This is a genomic window from Streptomyces sp. AC550_RSS872, from assembly GCF_019049285.1.
Lineage (GTDB): Bacteria > Actinomycetota > Actinomycetes > Streptomycetales > Streptomycetaceae > Streptomyces.
Genome location: NZ_JAGMUL010000023.1, coordinates 1 through 20,530, shown reverse-complemented (window position 1 = coordinate 20,530; position 20,530 = coordinate 1). Strand labels below are relative to the sequence as shown.

The 20,530-nt window shown below is 70.8% G+C and carries 21 protein-coding genes and 2 pseudogenes; 10 read left to right on the top strand and 13 right to left on the bottom strand.

Features of this window, described 5'->3' with window-relative positions:
* The first annotated feature begins 16 nt into the window (after nucleotides 1-16).
* The 5 genes and pseudogenes from KUM44_RS10645 to KUM44_RS10630 all read left to right on the top strand — a co-directional run bounded on the left by KUM44_RS10645 (nucleotide 17) and on the right by KUM44_RS10630 (nucleotide 3,642).
* On the top strand, nucleotides 17-625 hold the full coding sequence (locus KUM44_RS10645) for a hypothetical protein (RefSeq protein ID WP_217207560.1): 609 nt from the start codon (nucleotides 17-19) through the stop codon (nucleotides 623-625).
* A gap of 89 nt (nucleotides 626-714) precedes the next feature.
* Nucleotides 715-929, top strand: a pseudogene (locus KUM44_RS45300) (hypothetical protein); the annotation flags it as partial.
* 203 nt (nucleotides 930-1,132) lie between these two features.
* Nucleotides 1,133-1,717 (top strand): hypothetical protein, encoded by a 585-nt coding sequence (locus tag KUM44_RS10640; protein WP_217207559.1) that lies wholly within the window; start codon nucleotides 1,133-1,135, stop codon nucleotides 1,715-1,717.
* Nucleotides 1,718-2,617: 900 nt separating this feature from the next.
* Nucleotides 2,618-3,163 (top strand): RidA family protein, encoded by a 546-nt coding sequence (locus KUM44_RS10635; RefSeq protein ID WP_254389345.1) that lies wholly within the window; start codon nucleotides 2,618-2,620, stop codon nucleotides 3,161-3,163.
* Complete coding sequence (locus KUM44_RS10630) at nucleotides 3,160-3,642, top strand: GNAT family N-acetyltransferase (protein ID WP_217207558.1); 483 nt, start codon at nucleotides 3,160-3,162, stop codon at nucleotides 3,640-3,642. The genes KUM44_RS10635 and KUM44_RS10630 overlap by 4 nt, the downstream gene beginning before the upstream one ends.
* Here the strand turns inward: KUM44_RS10630 and KUM44_RS10625 are convergent.
* Complete coding sequence (locus KUM44_RS10625; RefSeq protein WP_217207557.1) at nucleotides 3,633-4,352, bottom strand: aspartate/glutamate racemase family protein; 720 nt, start codon at nucleotides 4,350-4,352, stop codon at nucleotides 3,633-3,635. The two genes, KUM44_RS10630 and KUM44_RS10625, sit on opposite strands and share 10 nt — an antisense overlap.
* A gap of 5 nt (nucleotides 4,353-4,357) precedes the next feature.
* Nucleotides 4,358-5,854: an NCS1 family nucleobase:cation symporter-1 gene (locus KUM44_RS10620; protein WP_217207556.1), complete on the bottom strand. Its 1,497-nt coding sequence runs from the start codon at nucleotides 5,852-5,854 to the stop codon at nucleotides 4,358-4,360.
* 151 nt (nucleotides 5,855-6,005) lie between these two features.
* Between KUM44_RS10620 and KUM44_RS10615 the strand changes: the two genes are divergently transcribed.
* A complete protein-coding gene (locus KUM44_RS10615; protein WP_217207555.1) occupies nucleotides 6,006-6,680 on the top strand; it encodes a GntR family transcriptional regulator in 675 nt (224 codons plus the stop codon).
* On the opposite strand, the gene pip is transcribed toward KUM44_RS10615, so the two are convergent.
* Together pip and KUM44_RS10605 are read right to left on the bottom strand one after the other, a co-directional pair.
* Nucleotides 6,671-7,684, bottom strand: coding sequence for a prolyl aminopeptidase (pip, locus tag KUM44_RS10610; protein WP_217207554.1), 1,014 nt, complete (start codon nucleotides 7,682-7,684; stop codon nucleotides 6,671-6,673). The two genes, KUM44_RS10615 and pip, sit on opposite strands and share 10 nt — an antisense overlap.
* A 72-nt stretch (nucleotides 7,685-7,756) precedes the next feature.
* On the bottom strand, nucleotides 7,757-8,461 hold the full coding sequence (locus tag KUM44_RS10605; RefSeq protein ID WP_217207553.1) for a uracil-DNA glycosylase: 705 nt from the start codon (nucleotides 8,459-8,461) through the stop codon (nucleotides 7,757-7,759).
* Nucleotides 8,462-8,529: 68 nt separating this feature from the next.
* Between KUM44_RS10605 and KUM44_RS10600 the strand changes: the two genes are divergently transcribed.
* Nucleotides 8,530-9,069, top strand: coding sequence for an RNA-binding S4 domain-containing protein (locus KUM44_RS10600; RefSeq protein WP_217207552.1), 540 nt, complete (start codon nucleotides 8,530-8,532; stop codon nucleotides 9,067-9,069).
* Between the two features lie 173 nt (nucleotides 9,070-9,242).
* On the opposite strand, the gene KUM44_RS10595 is transcribed toward KUM44_RS10600, so the two are convergent.
* A complete protein-coding gene (locus KUM44_RS10595; protein ID WP_217207551.1) occupies nucleotides 9,243-9,695 on the bottom strand; it encodes a DoxX family protein in 453 nt (150 codons plus the stop codon).
* Between the two features lie 109 nt (nucleotides 9,696-9,804).
* On the bottom strand, nucleotides 9,805-10,725 hold the full coding sequence (locus KUM44_RS10590) for an acyltransferase domain-containing protein (RefSeq protein ID WP_217207550.1): 921 nt from the start codon (nucleotides 10,723-10,725) through the stop codon (nucleotides 9,805-9,807).
* Nucleotides 10,726-10,780: 55 nt separating this feature from the next.
* Here KUM44_RS10590 and KUM44_RS10585 point away from each other — a divergent pair, with 55 nt between their 5' ends.
* On the top strand, nucleotides 10,781-11,053 hold the full coding sequence (locus KUM44_RS10585; RefSeq protein WP_217207549.1) for a DUF6343 family protein: 273 nt from the start codon (nucleotides 10,781-10,783) through the stop codon (nucleotides 11,051-11,053).
* Between the two features lie 32 nt (nucleotides 11,054-11,085).
* Here KUM44_RS10585 and KUM44_RS10580 read toward each other — a convergent pair whose 3' ends face one another.
* The 4 genes from KUM44_RS10580 to rpsA form a co-directional block, all read right to left on the bottom strand.
* Nucleotides 11,086-11,466, bottom strand: a complete 381-nt coding sequence (locus tag KUM44_RS10580; protein ID WP_062719100.1) for a tetratricopeptide repeat protein — start codon at nucleotides 11,464-11,466, stop codon at nucleotides 11,086-11,088.
* Between the two features lie 106 nt (nucleotides 11,467-11,572).
* Nucleotides 11,573-12,184, bottom strand: coding sequence for a dephospho-CoA kinase (coaE, locus tag KUM44_RS10575; RefSeq protein WP_217207548.1), 612 nt, complete (start codon nucleotides 12,182-12,184; stop codon nucleotides 11,573-11,575).
* Between the two features lie 56 nt (nucleotides 12,185-12,240).
* On the bottom strand, nucleotides 12,241-13,179 hold the full coding sequence (locus KUM44_RS10570; protein ID WP_217207547.1) for a PAC2 family protein: 939 nt from the start codon (nucleotides 13,177-13,179) through the stop codon (nucleotides 12,241-12,243).
* Between the two features lie 235 nt (nucleotides 13,180-13,414).
* The gene (gene rpsA / locus KUM44_RS10565) at nucleotides 13,415-14,911 is read right to left on the bottom strand and encodes a 30S ribosomal protein S1 (protein ID WP_030052527.1); all 1,497 of its coding nucleotides are present in this window, start codon (nucleotides 14,909-14,911) and stop codon (nucleotides 13,415-13,417) included.
* A 375-nt stretch (nucleotides 14,912-15,286) separates the two neighbouring features.
* Here rpsA and KUM44_RS10560 point away from each other — a divergent pair, with 375 nt between their 5' ends.
* The gene (locus KUM44_RS10560) at nucleotides 15,287-16,120 is read left to right on the top strand and encodes a class I SAM-dependent methyltransferase (protein WP_217207659.1); all 834 of its coding nucleotides are present in this window, start codon (nucleotides 15,287-15,289) and stop codon (nucleotides 16,118-16,120) included.
* 4 nt (nucleotides 16,121-16,124) lie between these two features.
* Nucleotides 16,125-18,605 carry an ATP-dependent helicase HrpB gene (gene hrpB, locus KUM44_RS10555; RefSeq protein ID WP_217207546.1) on the top strand — a complete coding sequence of 827 codons (2,481 nt, stop codon included), beginning with the start codon at nucleotides 16,125-16,127 and terminating at the stop codon, nucleotides 18,603-18,605.
* Here the strand turns inward: hrpB and KUM44_RS10550 are convergent.
* The 3 genes and pseudogenes from KUM44_RS10550 to KUM44_RS10540 form a co-directional block, all read right to left on the bottom strand.
* Nucleotides 18,595-19,587, bottom strand: coding sequence for a DUF3068 domain-containing protein (locus KUM44_RS10550; RefSeq protein WP_217207544.1), 993 nt, complete (start codon nucleotides 19,585-19,587; stop codon nucleotides 18,595-18,597). The two genes, hrpB and KUM44_RS10550, sit on opposite strands and share 11 nt — an antisense overlap.
* A 41-nt stretch (nucleotides 19,588-19,628) precedes the next feature.
* Nucleotides 19,629-19,763: an SPW_0924 family protein gene (locus KUM44_RS10545; protein ID WP_107083905.1), complete on the bottom strand. Its 135-nt coding sequence runs from the start codon at nucleotides 19,761-19,763 to the stop codon at nucleotides 19,629-19,631.
* 159 nt (nucleotides 19,764-19,922) lie between these two features.
* Nucleotides 19,923-20,530, bottom strand: a pseudogene (locus KUM44_RS10540) (lytic transglycosylase); the annotation flags it as partial.

Here is a 20,530-nt window from a genome sequence, read left to right as displayed (position 1 = left end):
ACCCGGGAGGGCGATCATGGGACACAGGCAGCGCAGGCGACGCCGACCGGGCGGTCCGTCGCAGATCACGGCCAAGCTGACGATTCCCTTCGTCGGCGAGATATCCGGCATGTGGGAACCGGCCGACGCGGAGCGCAGCGCGGCCTGGGAGCTGTACCTGGAGCTGGTCACGCGCGTGTCGGTCGAGGAGCTCGACCCCGACGAGGGGTTCCTGCGCGAGGCCCTGTCCTCCCTCTACACCTTCTTCAACACCACCCGCGAGATCCTCCGCCGCTACGGCCCCGACGTCGCCCCTCCCCTCGCTCCCGGCCACGTCAGCTTCGGTGTCCTGGCGGTCACTGTCCTCAACCGCGTGCTGCGCCCCCTGCTCGCCCAGTGGCATCCCCGTCTCACCGCCTACGAGTCCCAACGCCCGGCGGGACGCGATCCCGTGGTCTACGAACGGGAGTGGGAGCACGCCGATGCCCTGCGCCGCGAGATCGCGGCCGTACGGGAGACGCTGGTGTCGCTGGCGCGGACCTTGCAGGAGGTGGCGAATGTCAGCGACCTGATCGACCTTCCGGCACCGGGGGCTCCACGGCCGCCGGATCGAGGCACCCCCCCCCGCGGGTCAGAGGGGTTCTGAAGGATCGGGAGCCTGAGTCGCGCATGCGACTCGCACTGGCCGTATGAGCCATTCCGTACGGTTCGCCTCGACAGCACGCTGCCCATCGTCCCGATCTTGCCCGGCGTGGCGACCGGTGGATCACGGACCGTACGGCGTCCAAGGACCCTGTCTTCAAGAGGCACTGCTGCCCCGGGGCATGATCGGGACGGTGATCTACTCTACCGATGCGGAGACGCGGGCCAGGTTGCGGGAACTGCCGGGTTCCGTCGCGGTCGCCAGGATCGCGAGGCAGGGAGCCGCGTCGCTCCTCCCCGGCGGGTGATTCGTCGTGCCACAGGCGACCGCCCAGGTGATTGTCAGTGCCGCGCGTTATCAATGAAGTCGTCACTCAGTGTTACGGCGACGGGGGAAGCAGTGATGACGACGCACGAGCAGGATCACGAGGGCCATGGCGGTCAGGAACCGCAACCGAGGTACACGCACCTCTCGGCAGCCGGGCTTCGGGCCCGGGGCTGGACTCCGAGCATGGTGCGGCAACTGCTCGGTGACCCCGACATGCTGACGGGCCATCCGATCTTCCGGTCCGCCCCGCGGACCCGGCTCTACCGAATGGAGCGGATCGAGGCCGCTGAGCGCAGCGATGAGTTCAGGGCCATTGCGGCGGCCGCCGCGCGGCGATCGGATGCGGCACGGGCGGCCGCTGCGCGCAGGCGGCGGGAGGTGCTGGCGCGGATCGCGGCAGAACCGATGGATGTGCCGCAGCTGGCTCCGGACAGGCTGGCGGCGCTGGCTGTCGAGCACCGGAACCGGCAGGAGGAGAAGCGGGCGTCGGGCCGGCGGCAGCGCGGGTGGGGGCGTGTGACGGAGCCAACCATCGTCGAGAGCGCCGAGCCCGCCGCGCTCGACCGGTGGAAGGTCGACTACCTGCGCCACCGACTGACCCGGCACCACGAGATCCTCGGTGAGTCGTACGGGAGCACGGGGCGTGCCGCAGCCGAGGAGTTGCTCCGGCGCCGTGTCTACGCGGCCATCTCCGAGGCGTACCCGAACCTTGCACAGGAGTGCGAACGTCGGCTGCGTGAACAGCAGCGTGGTCCATGGCCGGGATGAAATGTCCGAGAGGAGATCCACAGACATCGTCGGCACACAGCGGCGTCCCTACGCTCCGGGCCAATGAAGGATGATCAAGTTGCCCGCGTGCACGAACGTCTCGCGGCCCGCCACGAGTTGTGTCCCGTCACCTTCGGCGGGACGGCGGTTCGCTCTCTGGGACCTCGCGTCGCTCGCCGAGGGTGCCCACGGCCGATGCGTCGACCCGGAGTCGCTCACCGTGTCGAGCGAGCAGCGGTGGCGACTCCGGCTGGGCCGGACGGACGTGAGCACAGGCACGACGACGACTTTCGCAGGCGGTACCGGATCCGCTCCCCGGGAAGCCCCACCGGGAGCGGGCCCCTTGCCGGCGGGCACGTCGGGACCATCGCCGTCGACACCTGGCCGGTGGGTGCGGGCGCGGGCGCGGTGCGTGTCTCGTCGCTCCACGTCCATCCCGTCGCCCGACGGCAGGGCCTCGCCTCGGCGGTGCGGCTGGCCCGGCTGTCGTATCTGCCTCGGTACGAGGTCCGGGAGTGCGAAGAGGGTGAGGTGACGTTCCTGGTGGCCGACGCCGAGGGGCAGTTGGTCCCGCTCCTTTCGTCGCCGGGAGCGGCGGCGGGCGGTTGCAGTTGCGGGAGACCGAGCAGTACCGGCGCATGGCGGACGAGCGCGATGCCGTACGGCTGTATGCGCGAGCGACTCTGGCGTTGCATCTGGCCGTGCGCGGGCGCCCGTTGGCGCGCGGTGAGGAGGAATGGGCCGAGGCCCACTGGTCGTGTGACATCGGGGAGCCTGAGGGGCTTGCGTACAAGATCGGCGTCTTCGAACAGGTCGCGAGAGACAGTGGCCGGCGGGTGGAGAGTCCCTGCGGTCGTGCCCCCGCACCGTGCCAGTGACCAAGGGAAGCAGGAAATTCGGATGCGGGCATGGGCCAAGGCACGGATGATCGGCGAGCTGTCCGCCGTACAACTCGAGAAGTCCCAGGCACCCCCAGGAGCTCCCATGATCCGGCGAGTCACCTCCCCGGCCCTGTTCCCTCCCCCCACCTACTCCCACGCCTCCGTCGTCGAGGCCGGCACGAGACTCGCCTTCCTCGCCGGTGCCGTGCCGCTGGACGGTGACGGGAACCTCGTCGGCGAAGGAGACCCCGTGCGTCAGGCCGAGCAGGTGATCGCCAACCTGGAGGAGCAACTTCGGGCGGTCGGCAGCGACTTGGCGCACGTACTGTCGACCGATGTGTACGTCGTGAGCGGCGACACCGCCGTGCTGTCCGCCGTCTGGGAGGTCGTCGAGGCATCGGGACTGAGCGCCGGTCCCCACGCGTCGACGCTCCTGGGCGTGGCCTGCCTCGGGTACACGGGGCAGTTGGTGGAGATCACGGCCACGGCCGTCGTTCCCGAGGTTGCCGAGGTTGCCGAGGTTGCCGAGGTTGCCGAGGTTGCCGACAGGAGTGTTGCGCCATGACCGCGGTCGCACTCCGCCGCGCCACCGCGTCCGACGCCGGTGCCGCCGCCGACGTCTGGCTGCGGTCCTTCGCCGCAGCCCTGCCGACGGTTGTCCGGCCGCACTCCGACGACGAGGTGCGGGCCTACTTCAGGGAGGTGGTGGTCCCGCTCAGGGAGACCTGGGTCGCCGAGGCCGCCGACCGCGTCATCGGCCTCATGGTCCTCGACCGCGACCAGCTCTCCCAGCTCTACCTCGATCCCGACCGGCGGGGCCGCGGCATCGGCGACCGTTTCGTCGACCTCGCCAAGCTCCGCAGACCGGACGGGCTGAGTTTGTGGACCTTCCAGATCAACAAGCCCGCCCACCGCTTCTACGAGCGCCATGGCTTCGTCGCCGTCGAGCACACCGACGGCAGCGGCAACGAGGAGCGGGAGCCGGACGTGCGATACGTCTGGCTCCCCTCCCCGGCGCCCCTGACCGCCACCGGTCAGCCTTGAGGCGCCCCCCACACCCGCCGCTTCGGCAACGGCTTCGCATAGGTCCCGGCCCGGCTCGTCGTCAGCCCCAACCCCACCAGCGACTCGGCGAGTTTGACGGCCGCCCCCACCCCGTCGACCACCGGAACCCCCAGCTTCTCCCCCACGGCCCGCTGCAACCCGGTCATGCCGGCACAGCCCAGCACCAGGACCTCGGCGCCGGCGTCCCGCGCCCGTTCGGCGGCCGCCAGAAACGCGGACTCCGTGCGCTCGCCGTCCTCCAGTTCCAGCACGCCGAGCCCCGTACCGACCACCGCGACGCAGTTGCGGCCCACGCCGGCGGTCTCCAGGCTGTCCTCGATCTGCCCGCACGACCGCTCCAGCGTGGTCACCACGCCGTAGCGCCGCCCGAGCAGACAGGCCAGATGCGCGGCGGCCTCGGTGATGTCGACGACCGGTACGTCCACCAGCTCCCGTACGCCCTCTCTCCCGTGCTCCCCGAAGCCGGCCATGACGACCGCGTCGTACTCGGGACCCTCGTACGTCCGCAGCGCGTCCATCACGGCCGCCGCCGAGAGGTAGCTGTCGAGCCAGCCCTCCGCCGACTCCGGCCCCCACGCGGGGGTCAGTCCGAGCACGGTGGTGCCCGGGCCTGCGGCGGCCCGGGCACCTCGTACGATCTCCTCGGTCATCTCCTGCGTGGTGTTGCAGTTGGTGACGACGATCCGCACGTCCTTCAGGCCTCCCGCGTCACGGACTTGGCGGTGGGCTCGGTGATGGGCACGGCGGCGGACTCGGCGCGCTCACCGCGGCACAGCAGCAGATACAGCCCCGCCGCCATCGCGGTTCCGATGAACCAGGAGTACGGCGACACATCGCTGAACGTCTTCACCAGCGCCAGCACGGCAGCGACCCCCGCCGACGGCAGGAACGCCCACAGCGCCTTGGGGTTGACGCCCTTGCGGTAGTAGTAGCGCGATCCGGGCTCGGCGGAGAACAGCTCCTCGACGTCCACCCGGCCGCGCTTGACGAGGTAGTAGTCGACCATGATCACGCCGAACAGCGGGCCCAGGAAGGCGCCCAGGCCGCCCAGGAAGTAGTTGACGACCGTCGGGTTGGAGAAGAGGTTCCAGGGGGTGACGACGAGCGCCGCCACCGTGCTGATCATGCCGCCGACCTTGAAGGTGATCTTCTGCGGCCAGACGTTGGCCAGGTCGTACGCCGGGGACACGAAGTTGGCGACGATGTTGACGCCCATGGTGGCGATGGCGAACGTCAGGGCGGCCAGCACCAGGACCCAGGTGTTGCCGACCTTCGCCACCAGCTCCGCCGGATCCGTGATGGCCTCGCCGAACACCTCCAGCGAACCGGCGGTGACGATCACCGAGACGACCACGAAGGCCGTCGAGTTGATGGGCAGGCCCCAGAAGTTGCCCTTGCGGACCGTCCGGTAGTCCGGCGCGAAGCGGGAGAAATCGCAGAAGTTGAGCATCAGCGTGCCGTAGGTGGCGAGGATCAGGCCGATCGCGCCGAACCACTGCCGCCACTGCTCGCCGACGGAGACCGGGTGCGGGGTGCTGGTGAGCGAGATCGTCCAGCCGGCCTTGGCGAGGATCCAGACCGCCAGAGCGATCATCACCACCCAGATCGCCGGACCGCAGAAATCCTGGAACTTCCGCACCGACTCCATGCCCTGGCTGATGATCAACGCCTGGATGAGCCAGAGGGAGAGGAAGGAGACCCAGCCGAGCGCGTGCAGACCCAGGAAGGAGCTGTGCGTCCAGGATTCCAGACCCGGCCAGGCCGCCAGCAGCATCACGTTCACGGCGACCGAGGCCAGGTAGGTCTGGATGCCGTACCACATGATGGCGATCACGGCCCTGATCAGCGCCGGGATGTTGGCGCCCCAGACGCCGAAGCTGATGCGGCTGACGACGGGGAACGGAACGCCGTGGCGCTGGCCGATCTTCCCCATCCAGTTCATGCCGACGTAGATGAGCACGAAGCCGACGAGCAGGGATGTGAAGACCTGCCACACGTTCATGCCGAGGACCAGTAGACCGGCCGCGAACGTGTAGTTGCCAAGGTTGTGGACGTCGGACATCCACAGGGCGAAGAGATCGAAGACCTTCCAGTTGCGCTTGCCCGCGGGCGCGAGGTCTTCGTTGGTGAGCCTGGGATCAGGGACGAACGCGGTTGTACCGGTGGCTTCGGCACGGTCGGCGAGGGACACGGGGCCTCCAGGAGCCAGGGGACGGAGGACTGCTTGTGGAGGATGTTTGGTATACCAAACTGCGGACATGGTCCTCTCGTCAACCATTCCGACCGATGTCGCTCTTGTTAACGCTCCGTAAAACACACCCCCGGTCGGCCAAAATGGCCCCATGAGCTTCACGACGAAGATCGAACCCATCGGCGCGGTACGGGAACGCGTCCTGGCGACCCTGCGGCAGGACATCATCGCGGGGCGCCTGCGCCCCGGAGACCGGCTCGTCGAGCGGGAGCTGGCCGAGCGCCTCGGGGTCTCGCGCGTGCCGGTCCGCGAGGCGATCCGGGCCCTGGTCGTCGAGGGTTTCGTCCACTTCGAGTCGGCACGCCGTACGGTCGTACGCCGGCTGACCCCGGCCGACGTCAAGGAGCTCTTCGAACTGCGCGAGGCGCTGGAGGTGTACGCGGCCGGGCTCGCCGCGTCACGGGCGACACCGGAGGACCTGGCCGAGGTCGAGCGACTCCTCGACCAGGCGGCCGGCGCGACCGAGGCGGGGGACGCGGAGGTGATCACGGACGTCAACAGCCGACTGCACGACCGGATCGTGGCCATGGCGCGCAACACGCTGCTGATCGAGGCCCTGGAACCGGTCGCCGGGCGCCTGCGCTGGATGACCCGGCGGAACGAGGAGTGGCCCCAACTCCTCGTGGAACACCGGGAGTTGTACGAGGCCATCGCCTCCGGCGACCCGGCACGGGCCCGGTCGCACGCGCTGGCCCACGTGCAGACCAACTACCGGTCGACGATGCGGCAGCTGTTCGGGGAGGAGCCCGGCCGGCGTCAGGTCTGAGCCGGCTGGCGGCCCGCGTACCTGTCCGTCGCCGCCACCAGCGCTTCCGCCATGTCCGGTGCCCCGGCGTTGTGCCCCACGTCGTCGATGACGATCAGCTCGCTGCCCGGCCAGGCGTGGTGCAGACGCCAGACGCCCCCGAGCAGGTTGCCGGGGTCGAGGCTGCCCTGGACGAGGGTGCCCGGGATGCCTTTGAGGAGGTGCGCGTCCCGCAGGACGACGCCCTCCTCATGGCTCTCCTCACGGCTCTCCTCACGGCCCTCGTCATGGCCCTCGCCGAGGAAATGGCCGTTGCCCCAGTAGTGCGTCACGGTACGGGCGAAGCCCATGCGGAACACAGGATCCTCGTAGCGCGGGACGGAACGCGGCGGTGCGGCGGCCATGGCCGTCTCCCAGTCGGTCCACGCACGCGCCGCCCGAGCCCTCGCCTGAGGGTCCGGCGACTCGATCAGCCGGCTGTACGCGGCGGCGAGGTTCCCCGCCCGCTCGGCCTCCGGAACCTCGGCGGCGAACCGCTCGAAGGCCTCCGGGAAGAACTGCCCGAGCCCCCGGGTCAGCAGGGCGACCTCGGCGTCGGAACCGGTGGCCACGCCCGTGAGGACGAGCTCGGACACGACTCCGGGATGCGTCTGCGCGTACCGCAACCCCAGCACCGAGCCCCACGACACACCCCACACCAGCCACCGCTCGATCCCGAGATGCCGCCGCAGCAGCTCCAGATCGGCCATCAGATGTGCCGTCGTATTGACGCTCATGTCCGTCTCGTACACGCTCGCGTGCGGCGTCGAACGTCCGCATCCGCGCTGGTCGAGCAGCACGATCCGGTAGGCGGTGGGGTCGAACAGCCGCCGGAACCAGGGGTTGCTTCCGGACCCCGGCCCACCGTGCAGCACCACCGCCGGCTTGCCACGCGGGTTGCCGCAGGTCTCCCAGTAGACGCGGTTGCCGTCACCGACGTCGAGCATGCCGTGGTCGTACGGTTCGATCTCCGGGTAGAGAGGCATTCGGGCACCGTAACGCCCGCACGGCCGTCCGGTCGCCTCATTTGGCCCGCCGGCCGGCCTCGTTCAGTCGCCTCACGGGACAGCGGCCGCCCGCGCCGCCGTGCTCAGCACCTCCCGCAGCATCTCCGGCGTGAGCCTGCCGGTGAAAGTGTTGCGCTGGCTGACGTGGAAGCATCCGAAGAGGTCGAGCCCGTCCAGGCCGCCGACGCCGTCCAGCGCGACCCGCGCCCCGTGCGCGAACGCCGGCCGCGGCCGGGGCACACTCCACCCCGCCTCCGCCAGCGCCGGCAGCGTCGCCTGCCAGCCGAAGGCCCCCAGCACCACCATCGCCCGCAGCGTCGGCCGCAACAGCCCCAACTCCCGCACGAGCCAGGACCGGCAGGTCTCCCGCTCACCGGGCGTGGGCTTGTTCGCGGGCGGAGCGCAGTGCACCGGGGCCGTGACACGTACGCCGTACAGCTCCAGACCGTCGTCGAGGGCGACCGACGTGGGCTGCGAGGCGAGGCCCACGTCGTACAGCGCCTGGTACAGCACGTCCCCGGAGCGGTCCCCGGTGAACATCCGGCCGGTCCGGTTGCCGCCATGGGCCGCCGGAGCGAGCCCGACGATCAGCAGCCGGGCGTCCGGCGGGCCGAAGCCGGGAACCGGGCGGCCCCAGTACGTCTGGTCGGCGAAGGCGGCGCGCTTGGTGCGGGCCACCTCCTCACGCCAGTCGACCAGACGCGGGCAGGCCCGACAGCCCGCGATCCGCCGGTCGAGGTCAGTGAGGGCGTCCACGTTTCCACCGTAATCACACTCCCGCCGGTACGGCCGTCGCGGCCCCCTCCGCGGGCTAAGGTCGAGGCATGGCTTCCGAGGATGACGAGGACGACAAGGGGACGAGCGGCGGCACGGCGGAGGGGCAGCCCGGCGCGGCCGACACGGAACCGGCCGTCGACCCGCAGGTCGCCGCGGCCGTGGCCGCCGCCGAGGCCGCCGGTGCGCGCAGCGGCGAGAGCGTACGGATCGACAGCTGGATCTGGTCCGTGCGCCTGGTCAAGACCCGCTCCATGGGCGCCACCGCCTGCAAGGGCGGCCACGTGCGCGTGAACGGGCACAACGTGAAGCCCTCCCACTCGGTGCGCGTCGGCGACGAGGTGCGACTGCGCCAGGAGAACCGGGAGCGGATCGTCATCGTCAAGCGGCTCATCAGCAAACGGGTCGGCGCGCCGGTGGCGGTCCAGTGCTACGTCGACAACTCGCCCCCTCCCCCGCCGCGCGAGGCCGTCGCCCCGGCCGGCATCCGCGACCGCGGCACAGGCCGGCCGACCAAGCGGGACCGACGCGAGATGGAACGCCTGCGCGGCCTCATGGACGGCGGCACCGGACAGCCGCGCGGGCGGTGACAGACGGCGGGTGACAAACGACGGGTGACAAACGACGGGTGACGAACGGCGGGTGACGAACGGCGGGTGACGAACGGCGGTGGCGTCCGGCCCGGGCCCTGGCCCACCGGACGCCACCGCGCCGTTCAACTCCGTCGTCAGAACCGTCAGTCCTGTCAGAACTGCCAGAACTGTCAGTCCCGTCGCCGCACCAACCGCAGCAGCTCCGCGTTCGATCCTCGCCGTGCCCAGGCGATGAGGGCGAGCGGCAGGATCAGGATGAGCGGTGTGATGGCGTACTCGGCGTCGAAGTAGGTCATCTGGACGACGAAGGCGCCCACCATCAGCGCACTCAGCGCGACCGCCGCCACCGACTGGAGCACCGGGATCAACAGGGCGACGGCACCGGCCAGTTCGAGGACACCGATGGCGTACATCCCCGCGCTGCCCCAGCCCATCTCCTCGAAGCTCTCGGCGGCCGACGGGTGTGCGATCAGCTTGGGCAGCGCGCTCGCGACCGCGTAGAGGAGAGCGAGCACTATCTGAAGGCCGCGCAGGGCGATACGGGCCCGGCGACCACGAGGGGTCGCGGACTCGGCGATGGCGGCGGTCGTGCCGGCGGGAGCGGAGGCGGTGGTCTCGGACATGGGGATCTCCTCGTGAAGCGGTCCGTCGTGCTGTCGCAGAGGTAGACCGGGCATCGCCCCAGAACTCATCGCCGTACGAACGGGTTTCACGCACTCCCGTCGAACGGGTTCACGCACTCCCGTCGAACGGGTCCAACGGCAGCCACCCGTGCCCGATGTACCAGTGCCCGCCCGCCCGCAGATGGTCCCCGACGGCACGCTCCACGGCCGTACGGCGCGGCAGGCTCTCGACCGGCGACTCCGGGTCGCCGAAGACGAACTGGACCGGCTCGGTGTCGGCCGGCTCCCGGTCCTCGCGGGCGATGCCGAAGCGCTCCTGGAACCGGACGATGTTGGAGTCCCCGGGAAGGTACTTCCTGAGCTGCGGGTCCAGCAGCCAGGAGTGGCAGAGCACCGCCCGGTACCGCTCCCGTGGAAAGCGCAGGGCGAAGAACTCCCGGGCCAGCGCCAGGGACCGGTCGACCGCGGCCGGGGACAGCGGCCCGCGGAAGTCGGGGATGTGCAGGTTGAGGCAGGGCGACCCCGGGCCCACGTCGAGTCCGGCCGCCGCGAGCCGCGGCCCCGTCCGCTGCCCGAGCCGCGCCCGCTCGAACTGCAACCGCCCCAACTGGTACAGCTCGCCACGGAAGTGATGGACGAGCCACCACGGGGCCTGCACACCCGCCCGGCCGTACCGCCTGCGGTACACGGCCATGTTCCGCCCGAGGTCGGCGAGGGTGTGCCGGGTGACGTCGGCGGGGACGCCGCGCTCGCGGTGGTACGCGCGCGTGGCCGGCAGCGCGGCGACGAAGACGTACACGGGGAAACAGCGCTGAAGAGCACCCGACGCCCAGTCCAGGTCGGGCAGGTCGACCGGCCCGCCGACCTCGCCCATCCCTTGGACGAGCTCTTCGACGGACCGCTCCAGGACCTGGCGCAGCTCCGGGTCGTCGGTCACCCGTCGGGCCATCCGCACGAGGCCGTTGATGTCCTCGTGGGGTACTCCGAGGTCGAGCAGCACCTCGGCCAGTTCATCGGTGTCCGGCAGCACGAGGCCCCCTGCGAAGAGTACGAGGAGTACGTTTCAAGAAGGAGTGGTGATCCCGATGCGTACGGGCAGTGAGCCGACGACAGCGCGCAGTGCACTGCGCGCCCGCTTCTGGCTGTGCGTGTGGGGCCTGGTCTGGACGGTCTTCGGTACCGCCGCGTTCGCGCTGGTGGGACGCCCCGGCTGGGCGGCGGCCTGTGCGGTGCTGTGGCTGGTGATCACGATCGACATGGCCATGGTCCTCAGACACATCCGCCAGGGCCCGCACTTCCAGCCCGGACGCGACATACCGCCGTATCTCCCACCCGAGAACCGGGACCACCGCCCCTAGGACGTGCTGCGAAAGTCCCGCCCGGCCGCCCCTCACGCGTCGAACCGGGCCGCCTTGAGGTACTGCGGGTTCGGGTCGAGCGCGGCGGCCAGCCGGAAGTGACGTTTGGCCTGGCCGCCCCGGCCCTGTCGCTCATAGGTCCGGGCGAGCGCGAAGTGCGCGAACGCGTTGTCCGGCTCGCGCTCCAGGACGATGGTGAACTCCAGCTCGGCGGGTCGCAGTTGCGCGGCGGCGAAGAAGGCACGGGCGCGCAGCAGCCGGGCGGCGGTGTTCTCCGGGTGCACGGCGATGACCTCGTCGAGCAGCTTCACCGCGCCCCGCGGGTCCCGCGCGGCGAGCAGCTGCTCGGCGGCGCGGTAGTCGATGACATGCGTCTCCGGAGTACGTCCGGTCGAACCGCTGGTCTCGGGCACGGCAATGTCCTTCCCTCGCTGGAGGGCTTCAACGCGCGAACGGGCCGCGGCTATTCCTGGGACGCCCGGGACCACCGGCTCCCGTGTGCCTCATGGGCTCTGTGCCTCATGCGCTCGGTGCCTCATGGGCTCGGCGCACGAGCTCGTCCCACACGTCCTTCACGCGTCTTGGGAGCTCTTCCAGCGGTACGTCGTTGTCGATGACGATGTCCGCGATCTCCCGGCGCTGCTCACGCGTCGCCTGCGCGGCCATCCGTGCGCGTGCGTCCTCCTCGGTCATGCCGCGCAGCCGGACGAGACGGTCGAGCTGGGTCTCGGGGCCGGCGTCGACGACGACCACGAGGTCGTACAGCGGCGCGAGGCCGTTCTCCGTGAGGAGCGGGACGTCGTGCACGACGACGGCGTCCTCGGCGGCGGCCTCTTCGAGTTCGCGGGAGCGGGCACCGACGAGGGGGTGCACGATCGAGTTCAGCACGGCGAGCCGGTCGGGGTCGGCGAAGACGATCGAGCCCAGCTTGGGCCGGTCGAGGCTGCCGTCCGCGGCGAGGACGTCCTCACCGAACGCCTCGACGACGGCGGCGAGCCCGGCCGTACCGGGCGCGACGACCTCGCGGGCGATCCGGTCCGCGTCGATCAGCACGGCCCCGTGCTCCACGAGCAGCCGCGACACCTCGCTCTTACCGGCACCGATGCCCCCGGTCAGGCCCACCTTCAGCATGCCCCGAAGCTTAGGCCCTGCCGCTGACAGCGCATCCGGCAGGACCGACGCGCCCCTCAGTTGTCGCCCTCCCGCTCCGCCAGGAACCGCTCGAACTCCCGCCCGATCTCGTCCGCCGACGGGATGTCCACCGGCTCGGCGAGCATGTTGCCCCGGGACTCGGCACCCGCCATCGCGTCGTACTGGTGCTCAAGGCCCTCGACGAGGTTGGTGAGCTCCTCGTCGCCCTCGCGGATCTGCCGGTCGATCTCGTTCTGCGTGCGGTGGGCCTCCGTGCGCAGGGAGTGCGCGATGCCGGGCAGGACCAGGCCTGTCGCCGCGGTGACGGCCTCCAGGACGGTCAGGGCGGCGTCCGGGTACGCGGAACGGGCGATGTAGTGCGGGACGTGCGCGGCGACACCCAGGACGTCGTGCCCGGCCTCCATCAGCCGGTACTCGACCAGGGCCTCGGCACTGCCGGGCACCTGCGCCTCGTCGAAGGGGCTGCTGTGGCCCGGGACGAGGTCGGTGCGATTGCCGTGCGGGGTGACGCCGACCGGGCGGGTGTGCGGGACGCCCATGGGGATGCCGTGGAAGTTCACCGAAAGGCGCACCCCGAGCCGCTCCACGATCTCCTTGACGGCCGCGGCGAAGCGCTCCCACTCCACGTCCGGCTCGGGCCCGGACAGCAGCAGGAACGGCGCCCCGGTGGCGTCCTGCACGAGCCGTACCTCTATGCCCGGCACGTCATAGTCGGCCCAGCGGTCGCGCTTGAACGTCAGCAGCGGCCGACGGGCACGGTAGTCCACCAGCCGGTCGTGGTCGAAGCGGGCGACGACCTGGTGGGGCAGCGAGTCCAGGAGTCCGTCGACGATCTGGTCGCCGGTCTCACCCGCGTCGATGTATCCGTCGAAGTGGTAGAGCATGACAAGACCGGCCGACTCCTGGGCGAGCGCCATGTCGACGACAGCCAGCCCCTTCGGCTCCCACGCGTACAAACCCTGCGGATCAAGCACAGTGACCGCTCCTCCTCGTGTCCGTACGTCACAACGCCCTTACGGGCGGCGGCATTCCCACAGGAGGGCTCCATGATCACGCCGGATGGGCAACGCCCCTTCTTCAGGGGCGCGGGGAACTGCGCGACAAGCCCCCACCCACCCGCAGCCGAAAAACAAGCCCGGGCAACGCTGAGGGGCCGTACCTCGAAAGGTACGGCCCCTCAGTTACCGGCTAAGCCTCAGCGGCCGGCGTTCAGCTCTGGCCACCCGCAAGCTTCTCACGCAGCGCGGCAAGCGCCTCGTCCGAAGCCAGCGCACCGGAGGTGTCCGCACCCTCGGAGGAGTACGAACCGCCACCCGCGGCCGGAGCCGCACCCGCGGCGTCGCCACCCTCGGCGGCAGCGGCAGCGTCGGCCTCGCGGCTCTTGATGACCTGCTGCTGGTGCTGCTCGAAGCGCTGCTGCGCCTCGGCGTACTGGTGCTCCCACGCCTCGCGCTGGGTCTCGTAGCCCTCGAGCCAGTCGTTGGTCTCGGGGTCGAAGCCCTCGGGGTAGATGTAGTTGCCCTGGTCGTCGTAGGACGCGGCCATGCCGTACAGGGTCGGGTCGAACTCGACCGTCGACGGGTCGGCACCGAAGGCCTCGTTGGCCTGCTTCAGCGAGAGGCTGATGCGACGGCGCTCGAGGTCGATGTCGATGACCTTGACGAAGATCTCGTCGTTGACCTGGACGACCTGCTCCGGGATCTCCACGTGGCGCTCGGCCAGCTCGGAGATGTGGACCAGACCCTCGATGCCCTCGTCCACGCGGACGAACGCACCGAACGGAACCAGCTTCGTGACCTTGCCGGGCACGACCTGGCCGATCTGGTGGGTCCGGGCGAACTGCTGCCACGGGTCTTCCTGCGTCGCCTTCAGCGACAGGGAGACACGCTCGCGGTCCATGTCGACGTCGAGGACCTCGACGGTGACTTCCTGGCCGACCTCGACAACCTCGGACGGGTGGTCGATGTGCTTCCAGGAGAGCTCGGAGACGTGGACCAGACCGTCGACGCCACCCAGGTCCACGAAGGCACCGAAGTTGACGATCGAGGAGACGACGCCGGAACGGACCTGACCCTTCTGGAGGGTCGTGAGGAACGTCTGGCGGACCTCGGACTGGGTCTGCTCCAGCCAGGCACGGCGGGACAGGACCACGTTGTTGCGGTTCTTGTCCAGCTCGATGATCTTGGCCTCGAGCTCCTTGCCCACGTAGGGCTGGAGGTCGCGAACGCGGCGCATCTCGACGAGGGAGGCCGGGAGGAAGCCACGGAGGCCGATGTCGAGGATGAGACCACCCTTGACGACCTCGATGACGGTACCGGTGACGATCCCGTCCTCTTCCTTGATCTTCTCGATGGTGCCCCAGGCACGCTCGTACTGGGCGCGCTTCTTCGAGAGGATCAGGCGGCCTTCCTTGTCCTCCTTCTGGAGAACAAGGGCCTCGATCTCGTCACCGACGGCGACGACCTCGTTGGGGTCGACGTCGTGCTTGATGGAGAGTTCGCGGCTCGGGATAACGCCTTCGGTCTTGTAACCGATGTCGAGCAGGACCTCGTCCCGGTCGACCTTCACGATGACGCCGTCGACGATGTCGCCGTCGTTGAAGTACTTGATCGTCTCGTCGATCGCGGCGAGGAAGGCTTCCTCGTTACCGATGTCGTTGACCGCTACCTGCGGGGTGGTGGCGGTGGTCTCGGTGCTGCTCGTCATGTGGGAAAGGGCTCCGGTACGGACATTGAAGTCGTAGGTACTGCTACGCCGGGAGCCCGTATCGCTCTGAAGAAGCCGGACAGCCTAGGAAGCACCCCACGAAATCCGTGGTGGCGCCTCGACAACCGAGGGGACATACAACAGATGCGAGCGCAGCCTGCTACGTCTGAGGTGCGCAGGCCCGCAGCGCAACTTGTAGCATACGGGGGCAGCCGGACAGGGTCAATGCGCGAAGGCGCACACCCGGGGCGGATCGCCCCATACCCGGCAGAAAACCTGTCTCCTGAGGCCACGCAGGCCACAAGGCGTCCGTTTCGTGACACCGCCATGTGGGTGATGCCATCGAGGTGACGGAAGAGTACGACGAGGGAGCCGATCATCCAAGAGCCCGCATCGTCCGAGTCGGATTTCGATCCGGAGGCCACCCGGCGCGACGCCGGTGTCGCGGAGAGTTCCCGCGCCAACCGGGGCTGGTGGGACCGCAACGCGGACGAGTACCAGATCGAACACGGCACATTCCTCGGCGACGACCGCTTCGTATGGGGGCCCGAAGGCCTGGACGAGGTTGAGGCCGAGCTGCTCGGCCCGCCGGAGGACCTCAAGGGGAAGGATGTCCTGGAGATCGGCGCCGGCGCGGCCCAGTGCTCGCGCTGGCTGACCGCGCAGGGGGCCCGTCCGGTCGCCCTGGACATCTCCCACCGCCAGCTCCAGCACGCCCTGCGCATCGGGAGCGCGTTCCCTCTGGTGTGCGCCGACGCCGGTGCCCTGCCCTTCGCCGACGCCTCCTTCGACCTGGCGTGCTCGGCGTACGGCGCGCTGCCGTTCGTCGCCGACCCGGTGCTGGTGCTGCGGGAGGTGCGGCGGGTGCTGCGCCCCGGCGGCCGTTTCGTCTTCTCCGTCACCCACCCCATCCGCTGGGCGTTCCCGGACGAGCCGGGCCCGGAGGGCCTGTCCGTCTCGGCCTCGTACTTCGACCGCACGCCGTACGTCGAGCAGTACATCGAGAACGGGGAGGGCCGCGCGGTCTACGTCGAGCATCACCGCACGGTCGGCGACCGGGTGCGGGACGTCGTGGCGGCCGGCTTCCGGCTGGTGGACCTGGTCGAGCCGGAGTGGCCGGCCTGGAACACCTCGGAGTGGGGCGGCTGGTCGCCGCTGCGCGGGAACCTGATCCCGGGGACGGCGATCTTCGTGTGCGTACGAGACTGAGAGCGTGATCCGTTACGACGCCCTGGACGCGCTGCCCGTACGCGGCGCCCTGCCCCGTCTGACCGATGCCCTGGACGCGCACGGCACGGCGGTGCTCGTCGCGCCGCCCGGAACCGGCAAGACCACCCTGGTGCCGCCGGCGCTGGCGGGGCTGCTGGGTGACGGGCCCGCGCGGCGGGTCGTGGTCGCCGAGCCCCGGCGGATCGCCGCCCGGGCGGCCGCGCGGCGGATGGCGTGGCTGCTGGGCGAGAAGGTCGGCGAGAGCGTCGGCTACACCGTGCGCGGGGAACGGGTCGTCGGGCGCCGCGCGCGCGTGGAGGTCGTCACGACCGGTGTGCTGCTCCAGCGGTTGCAGCGCGACCAGGAGCTCGCGGGCGTCGACGCCGTGATCCTCGACGAGTGCCACGAGCGGCATCTGGACGCGGACACGGTGGCGGCGTTCCTGTGGGACGTACGGCAGACGCTGCGGCCGGAGCTGCGGCTGGTGGCCGCGTCGGCGACGACGGACGCGCAGGGGTGGGCGCGGCTGCTGGGTGACGCGCCGGTGGTCGAGGCCGAGGGCACCTCGCATCCCGTGGAGGTGGTGTGGGCGCCGCCGGCGCGTCCCGTACGGCCGCCGCACGGGATGCGCGTCGATCCGGCGCTGCTGACGCATGTGGCGTCGGTGGTGCGGCGGGCGCTGGCCGAGCGGGCGGGGGACGTGCTGTGTTTCCTGCCGGGCGTCGGCGAGATCGCGCGCGTGGCCGGGCAGCTGGGGGGTCTCGGGGACGTCGAGGTGTTGCAGGTGCACGGGCGGGCGTCGGCGGCCGTGCAGGACGCGGTGCTGGCCGGCGGGGAGCGGCGCCGGGTGGTGCTGGCGACGTCCGTGGCGGAGTCGTCGCTGACGGTCCCCGGGGTGCGGGTGGTCGTCGACTCCGGGCTGGCGCGGGAGCCCCGCGTCGACCATGCGCGTGGGCTGAGCGCGCTGACGACGGTACGGGCCTCGCAGGCGGCCGGGCGGCAGCGGGCGGGGCGGGCCGGGCGTGAGGCGCCGGGAGCGGTGTACCGGTGCTGGGCGGAGGCCGAGGACGCGCGTCTGCCGCGTTTCCCGTCGCCGGAGATCAAGGTGGCCGACCTGACGGCGTTCGCGTTGCAGGCGGCGTGCTGGGGCGATCCGGACGCGTCGGGGCTGGCCCTGCTGGATGCGCCGCCGGGCGGGGCGATGGCCGCGGCGAGGAGCGTACTGACGGCCGTCGGGGCGGTGGACTCCGAGGGGCGGGCCACGGCTCGGGGCGCCGACCTGGCCCGGCTGGGGTTGCACCCCCGGTTGGGGCGGGCGCTGCTGGACACGTCCGGAGCGGGCGGTGCCGAGGTGGTCGCGCTGCTGAGCGAGGAGGCTCCGCGGGAGTACGGCGACGACCTGGCCGCCGCGCTGCGGGCGGCTCGGCGGGGCGATGACGCGTATGCGGGCCGCTGGCGGGCGGAGGTGCGGCGGCTGCGGTCGGGCGGCGAGAGCGCCCCGTCCGGTGACGTGGACGATCGCACCGTGGGCCTCGTCGCCGCCCTCGCCTTCCCCGAGCGCGTCGCCAAGGCCGACGGCGGTTCCTACCTCATGGCCTCCGGCACCCGCGCCGAACTCGCCGACGGCAGCCCCCTGCGCGGTGCTCCGTGGCTGGCCGTGGCCGTCGCGGACCGTCCGGTCGGCAAGGGGCACGCGCGCGTGCAGCTCGCCGCCGTGGTGGACGAGGACATGGCGCGGTCGGCGGCGGCCTCGCTGTACGGCGAGAGCCAGGAGGTCCACTGGGCCGACGGGGACGTCGTCGCCCGGCGGGTCGAGCGGCTCGGGGCGATCGAGCTGGCGGCGCGGCCCTTGCGGGACGCCGACCCCGTACGCGTACGCGATGCGCTCCTCGAAGGGCTGCGGCAGGAAGGGCTGGGCCTGTTGCGCTGGTCGCCCGATGCCGGCGTACTGCGGCAGCGGCTCGCCTTTCTCCGTCTGCACCTCGGCGATCCCTGGCCCGACGTGTCCGACGACGCGCTGCACGCGCGCGTGGACGAGTGGCTGGAGCCCGAGCTGGGGCGGGCCCGTCGCCGGGCCGACCTCGCGCGGATCGACGCGGAGCAGGCGCTGACCCGGCTGTTGCCGTGGGCGTCCGGTGAGGCCGGGCGGCTCGACGAGCTGGCGCCCGAGCGCATCGCCGTGCCGAGTGGGTCCAGGATCCGGATCGACTACGGGGATCCCGAACAGCCCGTGCTCGCCGTGAAGTTGCAGGAGATGTTCGGGCTGCACGAGTCGCCGTCCGTCGCCGGGGTGCCGCTCCTCGTCCATCTGCTCTCCCCCGCCGGGCGCCCCGCCGCCGTCACCGCCGACCTCGCCTCCTTCTGGAAGGACGGCTACAAGGGCGTACGGGCGGAGCTGCGCGGTCGCTATCCGAAGCATCCCTGGCCCGAGGACCCGGCCGGTGCCGAGCCGACCCGGCACACCAACGCCCGGCTCAGGCGGTGACCGGTTCGGGCTCGCTGTCCTTGGTGGGTTCGGGATCGCCGGGTCGGCGGCCGCGTGCCTCCAGCCAGAGGGAGAGCGCCAGGAGCAGCAGGCCGAGGACCAGGAAGCCCCACGGGAGGTACGAGGTCAGCAGCAGGACCAGCGTGCGGTTGGACTTGACCAGGTCCACCGTGGAGTCGATGTAGTCCTCGCGCATCTTCACGTGGCCGGCGAACGCCGTGACCTTGTCCCGGCCGCCGAGCAGGGTGCCGCCGCGCAGTTCCTCCTTGTGGATCTCCTCGCCGTAGACGGGGGCGCCGGTGAGGGGTTCCACCCAGAACTTGCGGACGGTGGTGTACCAGCGGGTCGTGCCGGTCTTGGCGACCGACTCCGGGGTGATGCCCTCCACCGGCATGGTCCTGGGGAACGTGACCTTGGTCCATGGGATGGTCTGCTCGAAGTAGTAGACGTCGACGCCGCGGAAGTTCTGTGTCCCCTTGTAGTGGATGGGGGCGGTGACGCGTGCCTGGGCGTCGTAGTACTCGTAGTCCCGTTTCTCCGTCAGGAAGGGCCACTTGAACTCGATGCCCTGCCGCTTGACCGGGTCGCCGTCGACCATCTCGCCGGTGGCGTGGACGGGTTCCTGGGTGTGGGCGTCGAAGATGTAGCGCTCGGGGATCTTGGAGACCATCTTGCCGTCGGGGCCGACGACGTACGACAGGCCGTCCCAGACGACCACGTCCCGCCCGGCCGTCTTCTCGATCTTCTCCGACTCCTCCACGTTGCCCTTCAGGGTCTGCACGATGGTGACCTTGGGGACCTTGCGGGCCTGCATCGTGCCGTAGTCGAGGAGGGTCGCGCCCTTCGCCTCCAGGACCATGTCCTGGTACTGGTTCGCCGGGATCTTGGCCAGGCGCGGGAAGGCGTACCAGCGCAGCAGCGGGGACAGCGCCGCGAAGAACACGGCGAGGGCGAGCAGGATCAGGCCGGCCTTGCGGCGCATCTCGGCCTCCCTCCCGGGCGGGCAGACGGTCGGACGGGCGGTTACGGGTGTGCGGGCACCGTGGTGAGCAGCGGCTTGGGGGACGTCTCGCCGGCCGGGCTGCCGAGCGCAGTGATGGTGAACACCAGGACGAGCGCGACGGCGAGACCGGTCGCGGCGGCGATGAGGGCGCGCATACGGGCCTCCCGGGATCCCGGAGCCATGACATCTGATACTTCGTCAGATTCGGCACCGTAGCAACGGGCGGGCGAGATGAGAACAGGTTGCGCACATGGACGAGGGGCGCCCTGTCCGCCGTGACGGAAGGGCGCCCCTCGTTCGGATCCCGCGGGGCCCTAAGCGGTCGGGCTCGCCGACCCGGATGCCGACTCCGACGGGGTCGGGCCGGGCGAGGTCTCGGCCGCCGCGACCTTCAGTTCGACGGTCAGGGTCGCGCCGCCCGCGGTGTTGATGCGGAGCAGGAACGTGCCCGTGGTGTCGTCGGCGTACAGCTTCGGCAGCTTGAGCAGCCCGTTGGCGTCCGTGGTCAGGCCGGTCAGGGTGCGTACGGTCTTGCCGTCGGCGTCCTTGAAGTAGGGACCCTTGTCGTTCTCGGCCGGGTCGTCCGCCGACTTGATGAGCGTGGCGGTGGCCGCGACCTTGTCCGCCACGGCGTCCTTGTACGTCGCCTTCACCTCGACCTGGTCGGCGAACTCGCCGCCCGGAGTGCAGGTCAGCGCGGTGTCGCTGGTGCGGGTCAGGGTGTCGGCGGCGCGTTCGGTGACGGTGGCCGTGTAGTCGAGGCCGGCGACGGCACGGCCGACGACGGTGGCGCGGACCACGAACTCGCCGGTGTCCTCGCCCGCTTTCAGCGCGGGTGCCACGACCTTACCGGCGCTGTCGGTGAGGGCGGTGGCGTACTTCTCGCCGGTGCTGAAGGCGGCGTCGGTCTCGCCGGTGATGG